This window comes from Limnochorda sp. L945t, assembly GCF_035593305.1.
In the GTDB taxonomy this organism is placed as follows: Bacteria; Bacillota; Limnochordia; order Limnochordales; family Geochordaceae; genus Carboxydichorda; species Carboxydichorda subterranea.
The window spans coordinates 2,250,007-2,270,586 of record NZ_CP141615.1 but is presented as its reverse complement, the minus strand read 5'-3'; the positions used below and the strand labels follow the sequence as shown (position 1 = coordinate 2,270,586).

Annotated in this window: 18 protein-coding genes and 3 tRNA genes; 17 read left to right on the top strand and 4 right to left on the bottom strand. The window is 69.7% G+C overall.

Annotated elements, in window-relative coordinates:
- Positions 1 to 23 precede the first annotated feature (23 nt).
- Positions 24 to 1,382: a DUF1302 family protein gene (locus U7230_RS10545; RefSeq protein WP_324715801.1), complete on the top strand. Its 1,359-nt coding sequence runs from the start codon at positions 24 to 26 to the stop codon at positions 1,380 to 1,382.
- 92 nt (positions 1,383 to 1,474) lie between these two features.
- On the opposite strand, the gene U7230_RS10540 is transcribed toward U7230_RS10545, so the two are convergent.
- Entirely contained in the window at positions 1,475 to 2,875 is a 1,401-nt protein-coding gene (locus U7230_RS10540) for an MFS transporter (protein ID WP_324715800.1), read from the bottom strand.
- 362 nt (positions 2,876 to 3,237) lie between these two features.
- On the opposite strand from U7230_RS10540, the gene U7230_RS10535 reads away from it, so the two are divergent.
- The 13 genes from U7230_RS10535 (at position 3,238) to hypF (ending at position 15,899) form a co-directional block, all read left to right on the top strand.
- Positions 3,238 to 4,158: an energy-coupling factor ABC transporter permease gene (locus U7230_RS10535; RefSeq protein ID WP_404980663.1), complete on the top strand. Its 921-nt coding sequence runs from the start codon at positions 3,238 to 3,240 to the stop codon at positions 4,156 to 4,158.
- Positions 4,155 to 4,829, top strand: coding sequence for an energy-coupling factor transporter transmembrane component T family protein (locus U7230_RS10530; protein WP_324715799.1), 675 nt, complete (start codon positions 4,155 to 4,157; stop codon positions 4,827 to 4,829). The genes U7230_RS10535 and U7230_RS10530 overlap by 4 nt, the downstream gene beginning before the upstream one ends.
- Complete coding sequence (locus U7230_RS10525) at positions 4,820 to 5,548, top strand: energy-coupling factor ABC transporter ATP-binding protein (protein WP_324715798.1); 729 nt, start codon at positions 4,820 to 4,822, stop codon at positions 5,546 to 5,548. Before U7230_RS10530 ends, U7230_RS10525 begins: the two co-directional genes overlap by 10 nt.
- Before the next feature lie 201 nt (positions 5,549 to 5,749).
- Complete coding sequence (locus tag U7230_RS10520) at positions 5,750 to 6,862, top strand: hydrogenase small subunit (protein ID WP_324715797.1); 1,113 nt, start codon at positions 5,750 to 5,752, stop codon at positions 6,860 to 6,862.
- Between the two features lie 5 nt (positions 6,863 to 6,867).
- Complete coding sequence (locus U7230_RS10515; RefSeq protein ID WP_324715796.1) at positions 6,868 to 8,583, top strand: nickel-dependent hydrogenase large subunit; 1,716 nt, start codon at positions 6,868 to 6,870, stop codon at positions 8,581 to 8,583.
- Positions 8,584 to 8,598: 15 nt separating this feature from the next.
- Positions 8,599 to 9,366 (top strand): Ni/Fe-hydrogenase, b-type cytochrome subunit, encoded by a 768-nt coding sequence (cybH, locus tag U7230_RS10510; RefSeq protein ID WP_324715795.1) that lies wholly within the window; start codon positions 8,599 to 8,601, stop codon positions 9,364 to 9,366.
- Positions 9,363 to 9,935, top strand: coding sequence for a hydrogenase maturation protease (locus U7230_RS10505; protein WP_324715794.1), 573 nt, complete (start codon positions 9,363 to 9,365; stop codon positions 9,933 to 9,935). The genes cybH and U7230_RS10505 overlap by 4 nt, the downstream gene beginning before the upstream one ends.
- A 9-nt stretch (positions 9,936 to 9,944) precedes the next feature.
- On the top strand, positions 9,945 to 10,367 hold the full coding sequence (locus tag U7230_RS10500; RefSeq protein ID WP_324715793.1) for a hydrogenase maturation nickel metallochaperone HypA/HybF: 423 nt from the start codon (positions 9,945 to 9,947) through the stop codon (positions 10,365 to 10,367).
- Complete coding sequence (gene hypB / locus U7230_RS10495; RefSeq protein WP_324715792.1) at positions 10,291 to 11,004, top strand: hydrogenase nickel incorporation protein HypB; 714 nt, start codon at positions 10,291 to 10,293, stop codon at positions 11,002 to 11,004. Before U7230_RS10500 ends, hypB begins: the two co-directional genes overlap by 77 nt.
- Entirely contained in the window at positions 10,976 to 11,281 is a 306-nt protein-coding gene (locus U7230_RS10490) for a HypC/HybG/HupF family hydrogenase formation chaperone (RefSeq protein WP_324715791.1), read from the top strand. The genes hypB and U7230_RS10490 overlap by 29 nt, the downstream gene beginning before the upstream one ends.
- Positions 11,278 to 12,420 (top strand): hydrogenase formation protein HypD, encoded by a 1,143-nt coding sequence (gene hypD / locus U7230_RS10485; RefSeq protein WP_324715790.1) that lies wholly within the window; start codon positions 11,278 to 11,280, stop codon positions 12,418 to 12,420. Before U7230_RS10490 ends, hypD begins: the two co-directional genes overlap by 4 nt.
- On the top strand, positions 12,407 to 13,432 hold the full coding sequence (gene hypE, locus U7230_RS10480) for a hydrogenase expression/formation protein HypE (RefSeq protein ID WP_324715789.1): 1,026 nt from the start codon (positions 12,407 to 12,409) through the stop codon (positions 13,430 to 13,432). Before hypD ends, hypE begins: the two co-directional genes overlap by 14 nt.
- Entirely contained in the window at positions 13,392 to 15,899 is a 2,508-nt protein-coding gene (gene hypF, locus U7230_RS10475; protein WP_324715788.1) for a carbamoyltransferase HypF, read from the top strand. The genes hypE and hypF overlap by 41 nt, the downstream gene beginning before the upstream one ends.
- A 76-nt stretch (positions 15,900 to 15,975) precedes the next feature.
- On the opposite strand, the gene U7230_RS10470 is transcribed toward hypF, so the two are convergent.
- From U7230_RS10470 to U7230_RS10460, 3 genes are all read right to left on the bottom strand, one after another.
- A tRNA-Thr gene (locus U7230_RS10470) sits at positions 15,976 to 16,051 on the bottom strand.
- A 37-nt stretch (positions 16,052 to 16,088) separates the two neighbouring features.
- Positions 16,089 to 16,163 (bottom strand) — tRNA-Gly (locus tag U7230_RS10465).
- Positions 16,164 to 16,200: 37 nt separating this feature from the next.
- Positions 16,201 to 18,252 carry a heavy metal translocating P-type ATPase gene (locus tag U7230_RS10460; protein WP_324715787.1) on the bottom strand — a complete coding sequence of 684 codons (2,052 nt, stop codon included), beginning with the start codon at positions 18,250 to 18,252 and terminating at the stop codon, positions 16,201 to 16,203.
- Positions 18,253 to 18,481: 229 nt separating this feature from the next.
- Here U7230_RS10460 and U7230_RS10455 point away from each other — a divergent pair, with 229 nt between their 5' ends.
- From U7230_RS10455 to glpX, 3 genes are all read left to right on the top strand, one after another.
- Positions 18,482 to 19,189, top strand: a complete 708-nt coding sequence (locus U7230_RS10455; RefSeq protein ID WP_324715786.1) for a DUF421 domain-containing protein — start codon at positions 18,482 to 18,484, stop codon at positions 19,187 to 19,189.
- 104 nt (positions 19,190 to 19,293) lie between these two features.
- A tRNA-Arg gene (locus U7230_RS10450) sits at positions 19,294 to 19,368 on the top strand.
- A 182-nt stretch (positions 19,369 to 19,550) separates the two neighbouring features.
- Positions 19,551 to 20,567 carry a class II fructose-bisphosphatase gene (gene glpX / locus U7230_RS10445; RefSeq protein WP_324715785.1) on the top strand — a complete coding sequence of 339 codons (1,017 nt, stop codon included), beginning with the start codon at positions 19,551 to 19,553 and terminating at the stop codon, positions 20,565 to 20,567.
- The last annotated feature ends 13 nt before the right edge of the window (positions 20,568 to 20,580 follow it).

Genomic DNA, 20,580 nt, shown 5'->3' with positions numbered 1-20,580 from the left:
TTACGGGGATGGGGAGGATAGGGATGAAAAAAGCAGTCAAGGCGATCCGGGCTCGTGCCCTCGCCCTGTCGGCGTGGGGCGTGGCGGTCCTGCTGCTCCCGCTCGCGCTCGCAAGCGGGGCATTCGCTTCCGAGGTGCAGGTGGGCGGCAAGCTGGACCATCGTCTGTTTTACACAGCGGACCCATCGGCCGTGACCCAGAACGAGACCCGATACGAGCTGACGGTGGAAGCCCGGCCTGGTCCGGACGGGCGGGTGTACCTCTCCTGGAAGGGAACCGTTCCTTTCTTGGAAGAGAAAGGGTTCGAGGGAAGCGAAACAGCCGGGACATCACCGGCACAGCTGGCCCCCACGCTGCACGAGGCGTACTTCGACGTCTACTTCCCTGCCGCCGATCTGCGGGTCGGCCGCCAGATCATCAACTGGGGGACCGCCGACGGGATCAACCCGACCAACGTCATCAATCCCCACACGCTGTCGACGGATGCGCTGGTCGAACGAGAAGCGGCCGCCATCCCTGTGCCGGCCGTACGGCTATCGGGGGGCCTGGGCCCTTCGCTGGGGCTCACCGCTGTGGGCATCCTCGACTTCGTCCCGGCTCCTTTCCCGGCGGACCCCGTCAGGAGGCTCGCCGAAAGCATCGCAGCCAATGTGCCACCCGGTGGCACGGTACCGGGCGAGAACTGGCTGGCCATCGAAGGCGTCGGCCCGGGCAACCAGTACGAGTTTGCCCTGCGAGCCGAGAGCATGGTGGCAGGGTACAACGTTTACGCGAGCTACTTCAACGGGTACACGGACCTGCCCGCTTTGTGGATGGAACCTATCTCCGGTTCTCCAGGAGCATTCAAGGTGAGCGGCCGCTACCGGCGCCAGCAGCAGTTCGGTCTGGCAACGGCCGGGACGGTGGGGGACGGGGGCGTGTGGCTCGAAGCGGCCTATACCCTGCCTGAAAAGCTGGACAGGCTCGATCTCCCTGCTCCCGCGTCCATCGCCCTCTCGTCGAATGAAGGTACCTGGCAGGCAGTAGCAGGGTCGGATTACACCTTCGCCAGCGACGTATACGTCTCGGGTCAGTTGGTGTACGACCAGGCGGGCTCACTGCTGCTTCCCTATGCGCCCCCCGGCCAGAAGGAGGCCGGCCTCTACGGTGTCGGGGTGCTCCAGTACACTCCCGAGCGGTCTTCCGCTACCTGGGACGTTGTTGCCGTCGTCAACCTGCGGGACGGGGGAGCGGTCGTCGCTCCCGGCCTGACGCACGAACTCGAGCCCGGCGTCAAGCTCGCCGTCCGCTACGTGGACGTGGTCGGCGGCGCGGACACCGAGTTCGGGGGGATGCGCCCGCAAATCCGGGGCGTTGCTGCGCGGGTAGAAGCAGCATTCTGAGTCACCTGATGCGAGGGCTACACCGAGTCCTCGCGTCGACCGGCGACGCCGGCCGGGACGGATGACGGCCGGCGTCGTCTTGCCGGGGGAAGTCATCCGTCCCCGGCTCCGCACGGCCCGGGCAGTCTGGTCCATAGACAGGCTACGGTGGCCACCACCGAAACCAGCGCTGCTGCCAGGTAGGCTTCTCTCAGGGCGGCCAGGAAAGCTCCCATGGGTTGCAGGCGGAGATAAGCGGCTTGCCGGGCCGTCAGCATCGCGCCACCCAGAGCGATACCCAGCACCATTCCCACGTTGCGGGTGCCGGCCAACACGCCCCCGGCGATGCCCAACCGGAAGCGGGGTACGGAGCCCATCACGGCGCTGTTGTTGGGAGACTGGAATAGCCCCGTGCCCAGCCCGAAGAGGCTGAGACGCCAGGCCACGTCGGAGGTGCCGGAATGGTGCCCCAGCCCGGCCAGGAGCAGAGCGGCGATAGTACAGATGAGCGAGCCCGTGAAGGCCAGCCCTCGCTGCCCAACCTTGTCCGACAGCGCGCCGGCCAGGGGAGCCACTGCCAGCACCGTCAGGGGAAAGGCGGTCATCGTTGCCCCTGCCCGTCCGGCGGACAACCCCATGGCCTGCTGCAGGAGAAAGGGGGTCAGGAAGACGATGACGTACTGGGTCATGAAGTTGAGAAGGGCGGCCAGGTTGCCCGCGGCAAAGGCGCGGATGCGGAAGAGCGCGAGGTCCAGCATGGGCTCGGGAGAGCGCTTCTCCACCACGACGAACCCGAGCAGCAAGAGGAGGGCCCCGAGGCCGAGCGCCAGGATGGGCCAGGACCAGTTGTAACTCTGGCCGCGGCTCACCGACAGGAGCAGGGTACCGAGGCCGCCAAAGGCCAACACCGCTCCCGGCCAGTCAAAGCGCTGGCGCCTTTCGCTGCCGAGTGCGGGGACAAGTCGGCGGCACCACAGGTAAGCGGCGATACCGACGGGGACGTTGATGAAAAAGATCGCCCGCCATCCCAGAGCGTCTACCAGGACACCTCCCAGGCTGGGCCCGATGGCCAGGCCGAGGGCTACGACCATCCCGTTCATGCCCAGAGCCCGGCCCCGTTCCTGAGGCGGGAAGACGGCGGTGATGATCGCGGGAGCCACGGCCATCATCATGCCTGCTCCCACCGCCTGCAGTGCCCGCATCAGGATCAGCGCTCCCAGGTTAGGAGCAAGGCCGCACAGGGAGGAGGTGAGGACGAAGGTAGCAAGCCCGGCCAAAAACACCCGATCGAAGCCGAGCATGTCTCCCATCCGGCCAAAGGCGAGCAGCAGGCTGCCCAGCACCAGCAGATAGGCCATGGACACCCAGCCGATGGTGGCCGGGTCTGCCCCGAAATCCCGGGCGATGACGGGTATGGCGATGTACACCACGCTGGCATCGATGGGCCCCATGATGGAGCCGAGAAGCACCGCGGAGAGGATCCGCCATCTGCTGCTGTACGGTTGATTCATCATATGCATTGGCATTCTCCGGTGCTCATGGCCCTGGTCTCTCCGCCTTTCGCCAGCCCCATCATGCCGTACCCAACTTGAACGGTCAAATTGGAGAGAACCTTCATGACGCGCCTCGAACCCGCGGGCTGCCATCGCGTGGCCGGGTCGTGCCTTCTCCGAGAGAGTGAACGTCGCTTGCTGGAGGTCGGCCGGGTGCAGTAGGATGGCGTCAGAACACCAATCATTATCTATTGCGGTTTCCTGACCGCGCGCCGCGTGGGGCGGGGCTGACACGGGATACCACCGGGCACGCTTTCGCGTGATCGGGGCGGTGTCCGGTTGATCGTCGTGGATCGTCCAAGAGGGGCGCGGAGGTGATGGCGGTGCACATTCCCGACGGTTTCCTGGCGCCGGGCGTGGCGGCGGCGACGGCGGCGGCAAGCGCGGGCGCCGTGGCTCTGGCTGCCCGGCGCTCGGCCGGCGAACTCCAGTCGCGGCGCGCGCCGCTGGTCGGGCTGACCAGCGCGTTCATCCTGGCCGCGCAGATGGTCAATTTCCCTGTGACGGGTGGTACCAGCGGCCACCTGATGGGGGGCGGCCTGGCTGCCGCGCTGCTGGGCCCGTGGGCGGGCATGCTCTCCATGGCCACGGTGCTCCTCGTTCAGGCCGTGCTCTTCGGCGACGGGGGGATCACGGCTCTCGGCGCCAACGTCCTCAACATGGCCGTGATAGGCGTGCTCGTGGCTCACGCTCTGACACGGGCAGCACGCGCCGTGCTCGGCGGAAGGACGCGACACCTGCCGCTGGCGGCCGGGCTGGGCGCGGCGGTGAGTGTGGAGGCGTCGGCACTGGCCACGGCGGCCGAGCTGGCCCTTTCGGACGCGGCCCCCGCACGCCTGGCGTTCGCAGTGATGGGCGGCATCCATGCCCTCATCGCCGTGGCCGAAGGACTCATCACGGCCGCACTGGTGGCCTACTTGGCGTCTGCCCGCCCCGATCTGCTGCCGGACGATGAACAACGGCGCGGGAGCTGGTGGGTGCCTGTCGCCGCCACCGTGATGGTGGCCGGGGTGCTCTCCATGCTGGCGTCGGCCCTTCCTGACGGCCTGGAGTGGGCAGCGGGACAACTGGGTCTGGTGGAGCGAACCGGCAGCGCGGTGCCTGCACCTCTTCCGGACTACACCGTCCCCGGCCTGGCCCAACTACCCGGGCGCAGCCTGGCCGGTATCCTGGGCGCGGTCGCGGCCTTCGGAGCCGCCTACCTTCTGGTCCGGGCCGGCGAGCGCAGGCGTGAGACGGCTTGATCCGCCCGGACACCGGCGCAAGCACCGGTGACGATCTTCGGCTGCGGGCGGCCCTGGTGCTGGCGGCCGGCGCTGCCCTGATCCGCCCCGGCGCCTGGCCTTGGCTGGCAGCGTACGGAGCCGGAGTGGCCGTGCTCGCCGCCTCGGCCCGCCCGCCGATGGCGCGGCTGGTGCGGGTGCTGGGAGCGGAGGTTGCGCTCCTGGCGCTGATGGTGCTGCCGATGGGATGGGAGCGGGCTACCTTCGCGTTGGGGCGGGCATTGACGTCTCTGCTGGCCGTCGATGCGGTGGTGCTGGCAATGGGCACCGAAGCGGCAACTGCAGCCCTGGTGCGTCTTCCTGCGCCTGGGCCGTTGCGGGACGTCATGGTGCTGGCCGCCCGCTACGGCCACGTGCTCGCCGGCGAACTCGTGCGGGCCAGGCAGGCGGCAGGGGCTCGAGGGCTGGTGGCGGCGGGCCCCTGGGCCCGGCGGGCCGGCGTGGCCATGATCGGGGCGGGCCTGGTGCGGGCGCTGGATCGGGCCGATCGGGTGCACGCCGCCATGCTGGCCCGGGGCTACTCGCAGCCGCTGCCCTCCGGCCTGCCCGCCGGCTCCCGCGAACGCCACCTGATGGCGGGGATCGCCGCTGCGGCGGCGGTCATGGTGGGAGGCTCGTACCTTTGGCCCTGAGGGAGCCGGTGCTGGAGGTGCGCGACCTCTGGTTCCGCTATCCGGGTGGCGAACCGGTGCTGCGGGGCGTCTCCTTCTCCGTGCGGCGGGGCGAGCGCGTCGCCCTCCTCGGAGCCAATGGGGTGGGCAAGTCCACCCTGTTGCACCTTCTCATCGGGCTGCAGCGGCCCGAGTCGGGGGAGGTGCTCGTTTACGAGACGCCTGTCCGCGAACCCCACTTGAAGGCCATCCGCCGCCGGGTCGGGCTGGTGTTTCAAAACCCGGATGATCAGCTCTTCATGCCCACCCTGCTGGAGGACGTGGCGTTCGGCCCGTGCAATTACGGGGTTGCACGAGAAGAGGCGCTGGAAGCGGCTCGGGCGCTTCTGGAACGGTTCCGCCTGACATCGCACGCGGCCCATTCGGGCCATCGCCTTTCCGGGGGACAAAAGCGCCTCGCCGCGCTGGCTACGGTGCTGGCCCTCGATCCCTCCATCCTGGCGCTGGACGAGCCCACGGGGGGGCTCGACCCGGGATGGCGATGCCGGCTAGCCGATGCGCTGTCGATGATCGAATGGGACGCCTTGCTGATGGCCACGCACGACCTCGCGTGGGTATCCAAAGTGGCCCACCGGGCGCTCGTGCTGTTCGACGGGCGCATCCGGCTCGACGGCCCGGCCCGGGAGGTCCTGCAAAACGCTTCAGCGCTCGAGGATTGCGGCCTGCCTGCGCACTGCTGAGCCGGCCACGAGGCGCCTCGAACCCGGTCCCCGTTGCGCCGATCGCCATTTTGCACAGACCCGTGCCCCAGCCTGCAGGAGGGGAGGAAGGTCTGTCGAAGCTGGGTAACCGATATCATATTCGTTCGCGTGATCGGTCGGGATTCAGGGGAGGTGTAGCCACGGTGCACACCGTGAGAACCTGTCGAGGAGGGAGCGCGGGTGGAATCTGTCTATGACGCCTTGATGGCCAGAGGGATGTCGCGGCGGGACTTCTTCAGGTTTTGCACCGCGATGGCGGCAACCCTGGGCCTGCCGGCTCAGGCCAGTGCTCAGGTGGCCCAGGCGCTCCAAGCCAAGCCGCGTGTTCCCGTCATCTGGAGAAGCTTTCAGGAATGCACGTGCTGCAGCGAATCGCTCATCCGCGCCTCCCATCCTCTGGTCGCCGACATCATCCTGGACCTGATCTCGCTGGACTACCACGAGGTCTTGATGGCGGCGGCCGGGCACCAGGCCGAAGGGGCGGCGCGCCAGACCCTGGAGAAATATGCGGGTCGCTACGTGCTTGCCGTCGAGGGAAGCATCCCCACCCGTGACGAGGCGTACTGCACCATCGGAGGACGGTCGGCCCTCGACATCCTGCGGGAAGAGGCCGAAACGGCCATGGCCGTTATCGCGTACGGCAACTGCGCCTCCTGGGGATGCGTCCAGTCCTCCCGCCCCAACCCCACCGGTGCGTCGGGGATCGCGAAGCTGCTTCCCGGCAAGACGGTCATCCAGGTGCCGGGCTGTCCGCCTATCGGCGAGGTGATGGCGGCCCTCCTGGTGCACCTCATCACGTTCGAGAGGCCGCCTGAGCTCGACGTTCTCGGGCGTCCCAAGGCCTTCTACGGCAAGCGCGTGCACGACACGTGCGTGCGGCGTGCCTACTTCGACGCCGGGCTGTTCGCCGAGTCGTTCGACGACTACGGATACCGGCACGGCTGGTGCCTGTACAAGTTGGGCTGCCGGGGTCCGTCCACGTACAACGCGTGCGCGCTCGTCCGCTGGAACGGCGGGGTCAGCTACCCCATCCAGTCGGGCCACCCGTGTCTCGGCTGCGCGGAGCGGGGGTTCTGGGACCAGGCGCCGTTTTACGTGCAGACGGTCGGGGCCCCTGCCGGCGCCGTGGGCCGTAACCCGGACACGGTGGGCACCGTGGCCGTGGGCGTGGCGGCGGCCGCGGCCGTGGCCCACGCCGGGGCCACCGCGGTCCGAAGCCTGGTCGAGGCTCGCGGCGGCAGGCCGCAGCCGGGTGGTGCCGGCGGAGCCCGCGATGAGGGCAAGGAGGGGTGAAGCCTGTGGCCGAGCGCATCGTCGTCGACCCTGTCACGCGCATCGAAGGACACCTGCGCATCGAGGCCGTGGTGGAGACCGGGCGAGTGGTGGACGCTTACAGCTCGGGCACCATGGTGCGGGGCCTGGAACTGATCCTGCCCGGCCGGGACCCGCGAGACGCCTGGGCGCTGGCCCAGCGCATCTGCGGCGTCTGCACCACGGTCCACGCGCTCACGTCGATACGGGCGGTGGAGGACGCGCTCGACATCCGGGTGCCGCCCAACGCCAACCTCGTCCGCAACATCATGGCGGCGGCGCTGATGATCCACGACCACGTGGTGCACTTCTACCACCTGCACGCCATGGACTGGGTGGACGTGCTGAGCGCGCTCAAAGCCGACCCCGCCGCCGCCAGCCGGCTTGCCCAGAGCATTTCGTCGTGGCCTCGTTCGTCGATGGGGTACTTCCGGGACGTTCAAAAGCGCCTGGCCGATTTTGCGGCGGGCGGGCAACTCGGGCCGTTCACCAACGGCTACTGGGGCCATCCGGGGTACCGCCTGCCGCCCGAGGCGAATTTGATGGCGGTCGCGCACTACCTGGAGGCTTTGGAGTGGCAGAAGGAGATCGTCAAGATCCACGCCGTATTCGGCGGCAAGAACCCGCACCCCAATTACCTGGTGGGCGGAGTCCCGGTGTCGCTGGACCCGAACGACCCCTCCGCCGTCAACGCCGAGCGTCTCGCGATGGTGGGTTCGCTCATCCAGCAAGCACAGGAGGTGGTCGACCAGCTCTACGTACCCGACGTGCTGGCCATCGCCGGTTTCTACAAGGACGAGCGATGGGGCGGTGGGCTCGGCAACTACCTGGCGTATGGGGACCTCCCCCGGACCGACATCCGGGAGCCGGAGAGCTATCTCTTGCCCCGCGGCGCCGTGCTCGACCGCAACCTCGACGAGGTGCACGAAGTCGACCCCAAAGACCCGGAGCAGGTGCGGGAGTACGTGACCCACTCCTGGTACCGCTATGACGACGGCGACGACAAGGCGCTGCACCCCTTCGAGGGGCAGACGCAGTTCCACCACACCGGCCCGAGGCCCCCATACCGCCAGCTCGATACCTCCGGCAAGTACAGCTGGATCAAGTCGCCGCGCTGGCGGGACGTCCCCATGGAGGTGGGGCCGCTGGCGCGCCTGATGGTAGCCTACGCCAGCGGCCGAGAGGACGTGCGGGCGGTGGTGGACGACGCACTGGCCCGGCTGAAGCTGCCGAGAGAGGCGCTCTTCTCCACCCTGGGCCGCACCCTGGCGAGGGCTCTGGAAACGAAGCTGGTCGCCGGGTGGCTGGGCGGGTTTTACCGGCAACTGGTGGCCAACATCAAGGCAGGCGACCTCATCACCGTCAACCATGAGCGCTGGGACCCGTCGAGCTGGCCGGCCCGGGCGGAGGGCGTGGGAACGACCGAAGCTCCGCGCGGCGCGCTCGGCCACTGGATCCGCATCGAGAACGGCAAGATCGCTCACTACCAGGCCGTGGTGCCCACCACCTGGAACGGTTCGCCCAGGGACGCCGCCGGCCGGCGCGGCGCGTTCGAGGCCGCCATGCTCGACAACCCCGTGCGGGTCTCAGACCAGCCCCTGGAGATCCTGCGAACCATCCACTCGTTCGACCCGTGCCTGGCCTGCTCCGTGCACGTGGTGGATCCCGCGGGCAGCACGCACGTGCGGGTGCGGGCCTTTTAGGAGGGGAGCGGCACCATGGCAGCGGCAGTGACGCAACGAGCCTCGACGCAAACGCCGGTGGCGGCGGTGGGAAACACCTACGTGTGGGAGCTGCCGGTGCGGCTGTTCCACTGGATCAATGCGGCCTGCATCGCGACGCTGTTCGTCACCGGGCTTCTCATCGGGCGGGCGATGCCGCTGGGAGGCGGCGAACCCTATCGGACCTTCACGTTCGGGTGGGTGCGGTACGTCCACTTCACGGCGGCGTACGTCTTCTTGGCCAACTGGCTTTTCCGCATTTACTGGTTTTTCGTGGGCAACGCCCAGGCGCGCAACATCTTCGCGTTCTGGAGCCGCCGCGCGTGGAAGTCCGCGCTCAAGGAGGCCCGGGAGCTGGCGCTGGCCTCGCCCCACGAGTCTCAGCCGTTACCCAATGACAACCATCTCGCCCGCATGGCCCACGGGCTGTTGTTCACGGCCTCCATGTTCATGCTGCTGACGGGTTTCGCCCTGTACGCCGAGGCCCACCCCGACGGGACGTGGGGCCACCTGTCGGGATGGCTGGTGGGGCTGGTGGGGGCCACCCGGCCTCTGCGGCTGTGGCACCACGTGGTGGCCTGGTTCTTCCCCATCTTCGTCATCGCTCACCTGTACCAGGTGATCCGGGTGGACGCACTGGCGCGGCAGGGGCTCATCAGCTCCATGTTCAGCGGCTACTACCTGTGCCGGCTGGCAAACGAAAGCGAACAGCGAAGCCGGCGCCACGAGGTCGCTACCGTCACGATGGCAGGCGGGCGGCGGTGAGGGCAGGTGCCGGGCCGGCAGTGAGGACGCCGGCCCACGAAAAGGGATGCGAGGACGGGCCCGGCTCCAGGGCCATCCTGCTGGGCCTGGGCAACCCGCTGTACGGCGATGACGGCGCCGGCATCGAGGCGCTCAGGCTCTTCGAAACCCGCTACCGCCGCCCGCCGGGCCTTGACGTGGTCGACGGGGGCACCCAGGGCATCGCGCTGCTGGGGATCATCGAAGACGCACCGGCGCTGGTCATCGTGGATGCGATGGTGGGCCAGGCGGAGCCGGGCACGGTGGCGGAGCTCGAAGCGGCAGAGCTCATCGGCGGCTCGGGCCTCAAGCTCTCCGAGCACCAGGTGGACGTCCGAGAGGTGCTGGCCCTGGCGGCCTGGCGCCGGCGGCTGCCGCGGCGGCTGCGGCTGGTGGGCGTCGTGGCAGGCCGGCTGGACCCGGGAGTGGGGCTCAGCGATCCCGTCCGGCGGGCCCTGCCCGCCGTGGTGGACGCCGCGGCAGCCTGGCTGAGGCGCTGGGGGGTGCCCGTCGAACGGCGCGGCGGTGCGGGTCGGGAGGAGGGGCGGTGACGCCCGGCCGTGCATGAGCTCTCCATCGCCCTGGAGATCGCCCGGATTGCCGACGAATCGGCGGTGCGAGCCGGCGCCGCCCGGGTGGTCAGGGTGCAGGTATCGGTGGGAGAGCTTTCCGGCGTCGATCCCGACGCGCTGGCCTTCGCCTGGGAAGCTGCCCGCGCCGGGTGGTCGCGTTGCCAGAATGCCCGGCTGGAGCTCTGCTGGATCGAGCTGCGGGTCTTTTGCCCGCAATGCGGGGTCGAGACGGATCCCCGGCCCCATTCGGTGGCATGCGGCCGCTGCGGCTCTCTGCGGACGCGCGTGGTGGCCGGCAAAGAGCTGGACGTGGTGAGCCTGGAGGTGGAACGCGATGACGCAGCCGACGGAGCCGGTGCGCAGCCGGGTACTGTCGCGCAACGACGAACTGGCGGCCGCCCTGCGGAGTAGGTGGCAGCGGAGGGGCGTGTTTTGCCTCAATCTGGTGAGTTCGCCCGGGGCCGGCAAGACGACGCTGTTGGAGCGCACCCTCGAGCGCCTGTCGGGCCGGGTGAAGGCCGGCGTGCTCGTGGGCGACCTGGCCACCGAACGCGACGCCGAGCGGCTGAGCCGCTTCGGATTCCCCGTGCGCCAGATCGTGACGGGCGGCGTCTGCCACCTGGACGCTGCCATGGTGACGGCCCACCTGGAGGCTGTGGACCGCCCGGACCTGGAGCTCCTCTTCCTCGAAAACGTGGGCAACCTGGTCTGCCCGGCCTCCTACGACCTGGGGCAGGACGTCAGTGCCGTGCTGCTCAGTACCACCGAGGGGGACGACAAGCCCCTCAAGTACCCCACCATCTTCCGGCGCTCGGGAGTCATGGTCGTCACCAAGATGGACCTGCTGGGCGCCAGCGACTTCGACGTCGACCGGGCCGTCGGCCACGCGAGGGGCATTCAGCCCGGCCTGCGGGTCTTTTTCACCTCGTGCCGTACCGGCGCGGGGATCGACGAGTGGACGCACTGGATCCTTCAACAGGTCGAAGCCAAGCGGGCGGCGACCGAGGAGGTGGCGGCCGGTGTGCCTGGCCGTGCCGGCGCGGATTGAGCGACTTCACCCCAACAAGATGGCGACGGTCGACCTGAGCGGCGTACGCCGGCAGGTTTCCGTGGAACTGCTCGACGAGGTCCGGGAAGGCGAGTGGGTGGCGGTGCACGTGGGGTTCGCCATTGCCCGCCTGGACGAGCAGGAGGCTCGGGAAACCCTGGAGCTCTTGCGGCAGGTGGCCGAGCTTGCGGACCTTCCGCCCGCCGAGGAAGAGCCCCCGCCCGGACTTCCTCGGCCCGCAGGGCCGGCGGCGGCGAAGGGGGCTTCGGGGCCGTGAAGTTCGCCGACGAATTCCGCGAAAGCTCCCTGGCCCGGGATCTATCCCGGACTCTTGCCCGTGAGGCCGAAGCCATCGGGCGGCCCGTGCGGATCATGGAGGTGTGCGGCGGGCACACTCACGCGATCTTCAAGTTCGGGCTGTACGACCTGCTGCCGCCCTCGGTTCGCATGATCCATGGCCCCGGCTGCCCGGTTTGCGTGACGCCCCGGGCGGTCGTGGAGATGGCGGTGCGGCTGGCCGAGCAGCCGGGGATCATCCTGTGTACCTTCGGCGACATGATGCGGGTGCCGGGACGCACCCGTTCCCTGGCGCAGGCCCGAGCCCTGGGCGCCGACGTGCGGATGGTCTACTCGGCGCTCGACGCGCTGGAAATCGCCCGGCGCCACCCGGACCGCACGGTGGTGTGGTTCGCCATCGGCTTCGAGACGACGGTGCCGGGGACGGCTTCGGCGGTGCGGCGGGCCAGAGCCGAGCATTTGCACAACTTCCTGCTCCTGTGCAACCAGGTCACCATCGCGCCGGCGCTGCGGGCCATCCTCGAGGCTCCCGACGTGAGGGTGGATGCCTTCATCGGGCCCGGGCACGTGAGCGTCATCATCGGTACGGAGCCGTACCGCTTCGTGGCCGAGCAGTACCGCCGCCCGGTGGTCATCTCCGGGTTTGAACCCCTCGACATCCTCCACTCCGTTTTCCAGATCCTCCGCCAGATCCGGTCGGGCAGGCCCGAGGTGGCGGTGCAGTACCGGAGGGCGGTACGCCCCGAGGGCAACCGGCTCGCGCTGGAGGTCATGGAGGAAGTCTTCGAACCCCGAGACCAGGAGTGGCGGGGGTTGGGGGTCATCCCGGCCAGCGGGCTTGCCCTGCGGCCCCCATACGCCGACATGGATGCCCTGCGAGTGTTTGCGGGGCTGCTGCCGCCGGCCCTGCCCGACCCCAGGGGCTGCCGCTGCGGTGAGGTGCTGCGGGGGGTGGCGACCCCGCCGGACTGCCCCCTGTTCGGCACGGCGTGCACGCCGTCGTACCCCATGGGGGCCTGCATGGTGTCGGCGGAAGGGGCCTGCGCGGCCTACTACCGTTACGGGCGCAGCACGGCCGCACAGCCGGCGGCGGAGGTGGGCGAGATTGCACGGTCGTGACCCCGGGTACATCTTGGTGGCCCACGGGAGCGGAGGGAAGCTGACGGGGGACCTGTTCCGGGACCTGTTCTTGCCCGCGTTCCGCAACCCGTACCTGGAGCAGGCCGGCGACCAGGCGGTGGTGCCGTTGGACGGGGTGCGCCTGGCCGTCACCACCGACTCGTTCGTCGTGTCGCCTCTCTTTTTCCCGGGCGGCGACATCGGAAGGCTGGCGGTGTACGGGACGGTCAACGACCTGGCCGTGGGCGGTGCCGTGCCTGCGTACCTGACGGCCGGATTCATCATCGAGGAGGGGCTGTCGACCGAGGACTTGCGGCGGGTGGTGCAGTCCATGTCCGAGGCGGCCGCCAGGGCGGGCGTGAGCATCATCGCCGGCGACACCAAGGTGGTCGAGCGGGGCAAGGGGGACGGGCTGTTCATCAACACCACCGGGGTCGGCTGGGTACCGCCGGGCGTGGAGCTGGGCCCGGCCCGCATCCGCCCGGGCGACCGGCTGCTGGTGAGCGGGCCGGTGGGCGACCACGGGGCGGCCGTGATGGCGAGGCGCGCCGGCCTGGACTTCGAGGTGGAGGGGCTGGTCAGCGACACGGCACCGCTGGCAGGGCTGGTGCAGGCGCTGCTGGCCGCGTTTCCCGGAGCGGTGCGGTGCATGCGGGACGCCACCCGAGGAGGGCTTGCCACCGTGCTGGTGGAGTTGGCGACGGCCTCGGGCAAGGCCTTCCGGGTGGACGAGGCCGCCATTGCCGTCCGGGAACCCGTGCGGGGGCTGTGTGAGGTGCTCGGGATCGATCCCCTGTATGCCGCCTGTGAAGGCCGCATGGTGGCCGTCGTGGCGGCGGACGTGGCCGAGGCGGCCGTCGAGCTTCTCCGGACCTACCCCGACGGGCAGCAGGCGATGCTCATCGGTACGGTGGCCGAGGGCCCACCCGGCGAGGTGTTGATGCGGACCGTCGCAGGAGGCAGCCGGCGCCTTGAGCTCCTCGAAGGCGAGCAGCTCCCCAGGATCTGTTGACACGCCGCGGGCAGGGCTCGACGAGCGGGCCCGGTCTGGTGGGCCGGCCCACCACGCGCCCGGCCGGCCCGGGTGGGTGCGCGTCCGCCTCCGGGTGGAGGGCATGGTACAGGGCGTGGGCTTTCGCCCGTTCGTCTACCGCACCGCCGTGCGCCTGGGTCTGACCGGGAAGGTTTCCAACACCCCCGGCGGCGTGTTGATCGACGTCGAAGGCCTGCCTGAGGCGGTGGAAGCCTTCCAGGAGCAGCTGCGGCAAGACCCTCCGCCTCTTGCCCGTATTCGCGACATCCGGTCGCGCGTGCTGCCCCCTGCCGGTTACGACCGCTTCGAAATCGCCCCCAGTGCCCGGGGCCGGGCCGGGGCGGTCCTGGTGCCGCCCGACGTGGCCATCTGCCCGGACTGCCGCCGGGAGCTCCTCGACCCGTCGGACCGGCGGTTTTCGTACCCGTTCATCAACTGCACCAACTGCGGCCCCCGTTTCACCATCGTCAGGGGGTTGCCCTACGACCGCGAGCGCACGACCATGGCGGCATTCGCCATGTGTGCCGCCTGCAGCCGGGAATACCACGACCCGGCCGACCGGCGCTTCCATGCCCAGCCCACGGCCTGCCCGGAGTGCGGGCCGCACGTGTGGTGGGTGGGGCCGGCGCAGGGCCGTCCACCCGGGCGAGCAGCGGACGGCCGTGAGCACGACTGGATGGCCGCGTTCCGCCAGGCCATCCTGGCGGGGCAGACCGTGGCGGTCAAGGGACTCGGGGGGTTCCACCTGGCCTGCGACGCGCTCGACGCCGAGGCGGTGCAGCGGCTGCGACGGCGCAAGCACCGGCCGCGTAAGCCCTTCGCGGTCATGGCGAAAGACCTGGCGACGGTACGCCGTCTCTGCGAGGTGAACGAGGCCGAGGCCCGGTTGCTGTGCAGCTCGGCGGCGCCCATCGTGTTGTTGCGGCGCCGTCCGGACGCACCTCTTCCCGAGGCGCTGGCACCGGGGCTGAACACCCTGGGCGTGATGTTGCCGTACACCCCCCTTCACGTGCTGCTGTTCCAGGCGGTGCCCGAGCGCGAGGTCCTGGTCATGACGAGCGGCAACCGGTCGTCGCTGCCGATCGTCAAGGACAACGAGTCGGCCCTGGCGGAACTCGGCGACATTGCCGACGCCTTCGTGTTACACGACCGGGAGATCGCGAACCGCGCCGACGACTCGGTGGTGCAGGTGGTGGGAGGGGCGGCGCAGTTCTTGCGGAGGTCCAGGGGGTTCGTGCCTGCGCCCATCCCGGTGCCCGTGCCACGTCGCTGGCAGGGAGAGCCTGCCGCCCATCCGGTGGTGCTGGGAGCCGGAGGCGACATGAAAAACGCCTGCTGCCTCATCAAAGGGGGCCAGGCGTTCATGGGCCCCCACACGGGCGAGTTGGAGACGGTGGAGGCCGAAGCGGTCTGGCGGCATAATGTCGAGTCCATGAGCCGGTTGCTCGACGTGTGGCCGGAGGTGGCGGGCGTCGACCTGCACCCGGGTTACCGGTCGAGGCGGCTGGGGGCGTCCCTGGTCGGGCGGGTGCACGGCATCCAGCATCATCACGCGCACCTGGTCGCGGCGTTGGCCGAAAACGGCCGCACCGGCCCTGCCGTGGGGATCGTCCTGGACGGGACGGGCTACGGGACCGACGGCACGCTCTGGGGTGGGGAGATCCTCCTGGGCGGTCTGGCCAGTTGCCGGAGGCTGATGCACCTGCGCTACATCCGCCTGCCGGGTGGTGAGCGGGCCATCCGGCGGCCCTGGCTGCTCACCCTTTCCTGCCTGTGCGAGGAGCTGGGGGTCCAACAGGGACTGTCGCTGGCTCGAGCGCTTTTCCCCCAGATGCGGCGGGACCTGGAGCTCGCTGTGCGGGTGCTGACCTCGGGCGTCAACTCCCCCCGGAGCTGCGGAGCCGGGCGGCTTTTCGACGCGGTGGCGGCCGCGACGGGCACTTGCCTGGAGGCGACCTACGAAGGCGAGCCTGCTCTGGTGTTTTCCGAACTGGCCCGGGAGGAGCTGGAGGCTCAAGAGCCCGGCAGAGCCGGCGGCGACGGCTACGCGGCTCGGGATCGAGGCAGCGGCGGCGCCCCCTATCCGTATCGCGTGCGCCCGCCGGAAATCGACCTGTTGCCGGCCGTGGTGGCGGCGGCCAGAGACCGGCTGAGCGGCGCCGGCGCTGCCGTCGTTGCCGCTCGCTGGCACCGGACGGTGGAAGATGCAATGGTACAGGCCGCGCAGCGGGCCTGCCTCCGAGAGGGCGTGCGGGTGGTGGCCCTGAGCGGCGGCGTGTTTCACAATCCGTACCTGGTGCAGGCAGTGGCCCGGCGGCTCGAGGCCGCCGGCGTCGAAGTGCTGACCCACCGCGAGGTACCGCCGGGCGATGGGGGGCTTGCCCTGGGGCAAGCCGTCTGTGCCCTGTGGCGGGAGGCGGAGGGTGCGGCCACTCGGAGCCGGTGAGGGGGTGGGCCACCCATGCCGGGTGGCCCGCCAGAGGACGCGCCGAAGCCGGACCATGCTGGGGACGTCATCACGGTGGAGCTGGCGGGCGGAATCGAACCGCCGACCTGCGCATTACGAGTGCGCCGCTCTGCCGTCTGAGCTACGCCAGCTCGAGTGCGGCGGGCCTTACGGGCCCTTTCGCGAAAGTGGAGCGGATGACGGGATTCGAACCCGCGACCGTCGGCTTGGGAAGCCGATGCGCTACCACTGCGCTACATCCGCTCGCTGCCTCTGAGTATATCCGACCGCCCCTGCCCGATCAAGCAGGCCCCGCCTCGGCCACCCGGTCGATGCCGGCGGCCGCTTCCGCCTCGGCGCTCGCCCCCTGAAGCCGCGGCCACCGGAAGCCCAGCAGGCGCAGCCCGTTGAGAGCGACCAGCACGGTGCTCGTCTCGTGTCCCACGACCCCTTGCGTGAGGCTGAGGTGTCCCGTCGTGGCGCTCACCAGCAGGACGGCGATGACGCCGAAGGCAAACGCCAGGTTCTGCCGCACCACCCGCTCGGCGCGCCGCCCGAGCGCGACGGCGCCCTCGAGGCGGACGAGCTCGTCGGACATGAGCACCACGTCGGCCGTCTCCAGGGCGACGTCCGTGCCGGCCCGGCCCATGGCGATGCCGACGGCGGCCGACACCAGCGCCGGCGCGTCGTTGATGCCGTCGCCGACCATGGCCACGGGGCCGTAGCGCCGCTCCAACTCTTGAAGGATCCGCATCTTGTCCTCGGGCAGCAGCCCCGCGTACACCTCGTCCACGCCGAGCTCCCTGCCCATGGCCTGAGCCACCCGCTCGTTGTCGCCGGTCAGCATGACCACTCGCAGCCCGAGCCTCTGCAGCGCCTGTACAGCCTCTCGAGCGTGGGGGCGAGCCCGGTCGGCCACCGCCAGGATCCCGGCCGGCCCGGAGCCGTTGATGCTGAGCACCATGGCGGTGTGACCGGCCGATTCGAGGCGAGCCAGGGCATCCGCCAGTTCTCCGTCGAGAGGCTGCCCCATCTCGTGAAACCAGGCCGGGCTGCCGACCAGAATCCGGTCGCCGCTCACGACCGCCTCGACGCCCCGCCCCGGATGGGTGCGGCTGTGTTCAGGGCTGGGCAGGGACAGGCCCCTGCGCCGCGCCTCTTCCAGGATGGCGCCTGCGATGGGGTGTTCGCTACCGGACTCTGCGGCTGCGGCGGCTGCCAGCAGTTGCTCCTCGGTGAAGGGCGGGCGGGCATGGATGGCGACGAGCTGTGGCAGGCCGAGCGTCAGCGTGCCCGTCTTGTCGAACGCGACGACCCGCACCCCCGCCAGCTGCTCCAGGTCGAGAGCCCCCTTGAACAGGACGCCGTTGCGGGCACCGCTGGCGATGGCCGACAGCATGACGGGCATGGTCGAGAGCACGACGGCGCACGGCGAGGCGACCACCATGACGGTCATGGCCCGGTAGATGGTCTGGGAAACGCCCCAGCCCAGCACCGTCAGGCCCGCCGCGATGAGCGCGACGGTCCCGGCCACGACCAGGGCAGAGTAGACCTGTTCGAAGCGCTCGATGAAGAGCTGGGTGGGAGCCTTGCGCTGCTGGGCCTGTTCCACGAGCTGGATGATGCGCGCCAGGGTGCTCTCTTGCGCGGGCCGCTCCACCCGCAGCCACAGGGCGCCTTCCCGGTTGACGCTGCCGGCGAAGAGCTGGTCGCCGGGTTGCCGTTGCTGGGGAATGCTCTCTCCCGTGATGGCGGACGTGTCGACGGCCGAAATGCCCCGCACGACGACGCCGTCGGCCGGCACCTGTTCGCCGGGCAAGACCAGCACGAACTCCCCCGGGCGCAACTGATCCGCGGTGATGAGCTCTGTTTCGGCAGCGTCGTCGAGGCTCGTGACCCTACGGGCCCGGGTGGGCCGCAACCGCACCAGCGCCTCGATGGCCTTGCGGGTCCGGCCGGTCGCGTACTCCTCGAGCGCGTTGCTCAGGGCGAAGATGAAGATCAGGATGGCGCCGTCGAGCGCCTGGCCGATGGCGGCCGCGCCCAGCGCCGCGGCGACCATGAGGAAGTCGATGTCGATCCGGCCGCGGCGCAAGGCATGCCATCCTGTCCGGGCCGACTCGTATCCTCCGACCAGGTAGGCGAGCGCGTAGACTACGAGCGCCGCCCATCCAGGACGCAGCAGCAGCGGACCCGGGCTGCTCGTGAGAGCCGCGACGGCGGCGTGGCGAGACTCGAGCCACCAGCCGGCGACCACCAGCAGGCCGGTCACCAGAGGAACGGCCAGCGGCCGGAAGCGAGCCAGGGTGCGGTCGGAGGTGACGGTCGACCCGAGCTGAGCAGCGGCAGCCATGGAGGCTCCTTTCTGGGGCAGAGCGCGTGCGCCCTGAACCCTTAACCAGGTTTATTGTTGCGAGAGGTTCTCAACGGATAGTAGCTATCCGTACGGATTATATATCGCCGGGCGACGCGCACAGTCAAGCGCCGATGTCTATGCGCGCTCCGCCCGGCGCATGACGTGCCGAGGCGCCGCGGCACAATACCAGAGGTCCCATCCGTCCCACGTCGTAGGTGATGCGGGCTTGCCACAGCACGCCTGGCTGCATCCTCTGTCGCTGGCGGCCAAGACCTTCTTCTTCTACATCTTGTTGCTGGTCGTCGTCCGGGTCATGGGGAAGCGGGAGATCGGGACGCTTTCTCCGTGGGATCTCGTGCTCACCATCATGCTGGCAGAGCTGGCAGCGCTGCCCATCGAAAACTCCAACGTGTCGGTGGTGGAGGGTGCCGTTCCCATCTTCACGCTGCTCGTCACGCAGCTGCTGATGTCGTGGGCGTCCCTGAAGAGCACCACCGCCCGCAACATCATCGCCGGCACCCCCAGCATCGTCGTGAAGGACGGCCGCATCGTCGAGCAGGAACTGCGCCGGCTGCGCTACGGCGTCGACGACCTCATGGAGCAGCTGCGCCAGAAAAACCTGCCCAACATCAGCGACGTGGAGGTGGCCATCCTCGAGACCAACGGCCAGCTCAGCGTCATCCCCAAATCGCAAAAGCGGCCGGTACGCCCGTCCGACCTGGGGATCTCCACGTCGTACGAGGGGCTGCCCATCCCGCTCATCAACGACGGCCGCATCGACTACCGGGCGCTGGCGGCGGCGGGGCTCGACATCACGTGGCTCAAGAAGAGCCTCGAGCAACGGGGCATCCACGACCCCAAGGAGGTCCTGTACGCCTCGCTGGACTCCGAGGGCCAGCTGTTCGTCCAGGAACGGGAGCCCCCCGGTGGGTGAAGCGCGCACGGGGACTCCCACCGGCCGGGAACCGGCCGCGACGCCTGCCGGGCGCGGTTGCTTCAGGGCTTCCGGGAGGGTATAATCACCCTCGCAGCAACGGTGCGCCTATAGCTCAGGGGATAGAGCGCCGGCCTCCGGAGCCGGGTGCGGGGGTTCGAATCCCTCTAGGCGCACCACTTTTGCTGGTCCTGCGTGGCCCCACAGCACCGCCCGCTTTCCCCCTCTTCGGCTTGCTGGTTAGCATTCGCAAAGGGTGCCGAGCCTGGAAAGCGAATACGCTGCTGCTTAAGCGATTACACCGGCCGGGCGCGGCGCCGGCGGGCGGCCGGTGCGCGGCCGGGGAGGGTGGAGGTCCTGGATGCAAGATCGCGAGCGCGAGGTCATGCTGGATTTCCTCCGGGTGACGGAGACGGCCGCGCTTCGAGCGGCTCCCTGGATGGGCAAGGGGGACAAGGAGGCCGCCGACGATGCGGCCGTGGACGGGATGCGGGGCATGCTGGACCTGGTGCGGGTCCAGGGGACCGTGATCATCGGCGAGGGAGAGAAAGACAAGGCCCCCATGCTCTACGTGGGGGAGAAGGTCGGGACGGGCGACGGCCCCGAGGTCGACATCGCCGTGGATCCCCTGGAGGGGACCCGCCTCGTGGCCAACGGGCTGCCCAACGCCATGTCGGTGCTGGTGGCCGCCGAGCGCGGCACCATCCTGGGCCTGCCTGCCTTCTACATGGAGAAGATCGCCGTTGGCCCCCAGGCGGCCGGCCACATCGACATCCACGCGACCGTGAGGGAAAACCTGAGGGTCGTGGCGGCCGTGTTGGGGCGGCGGGTCAACGAGCTCACCGTGGTCATCCTGGACCGGCCGCGCCACGCCCGGCTCATCCAGGAGGTCCGGGAGGTAGGAGCCCGGATCAAGCTCATCTCCGACGGCGACGTGGCCGCCGGGATCGCGACGGCCCTCGAGGGGACGGGCGTCGACATGCTGCTCGGCATCGGCGGCGCGCCGGAAGGCGTCCTCACGGCAGCGGCGCTCAAGTGCCTGGGGGGCGAGCTCCAGTGCCGCCTGTGGTTCCCGACGCCCGAGGACGAGGAGAAGGCCATCCGGGCGGGCTTCACTGACACCAAGAAGGTCTACACCCAGGACGACCTCATCGCGACCGATCGGGTGATCTTCGCCGCCACGGGAGTGACCGACGGGGATCTGCTGCGCGGCGTGCGTTACTCGCACCGGACGGCCCGCACCCACTCCATCTTGATGCGGGGCCATACCAAGACCGTCCGGCTGATCGAAACCATCCACCACCTGGAGCACAAGACGTTGCGCAGCCGGCGGCGCAACCAGGAGATCGCGGCCGCGGAGGCGGAAGCGGCCTCGTGAGGAGCCGGTGCGG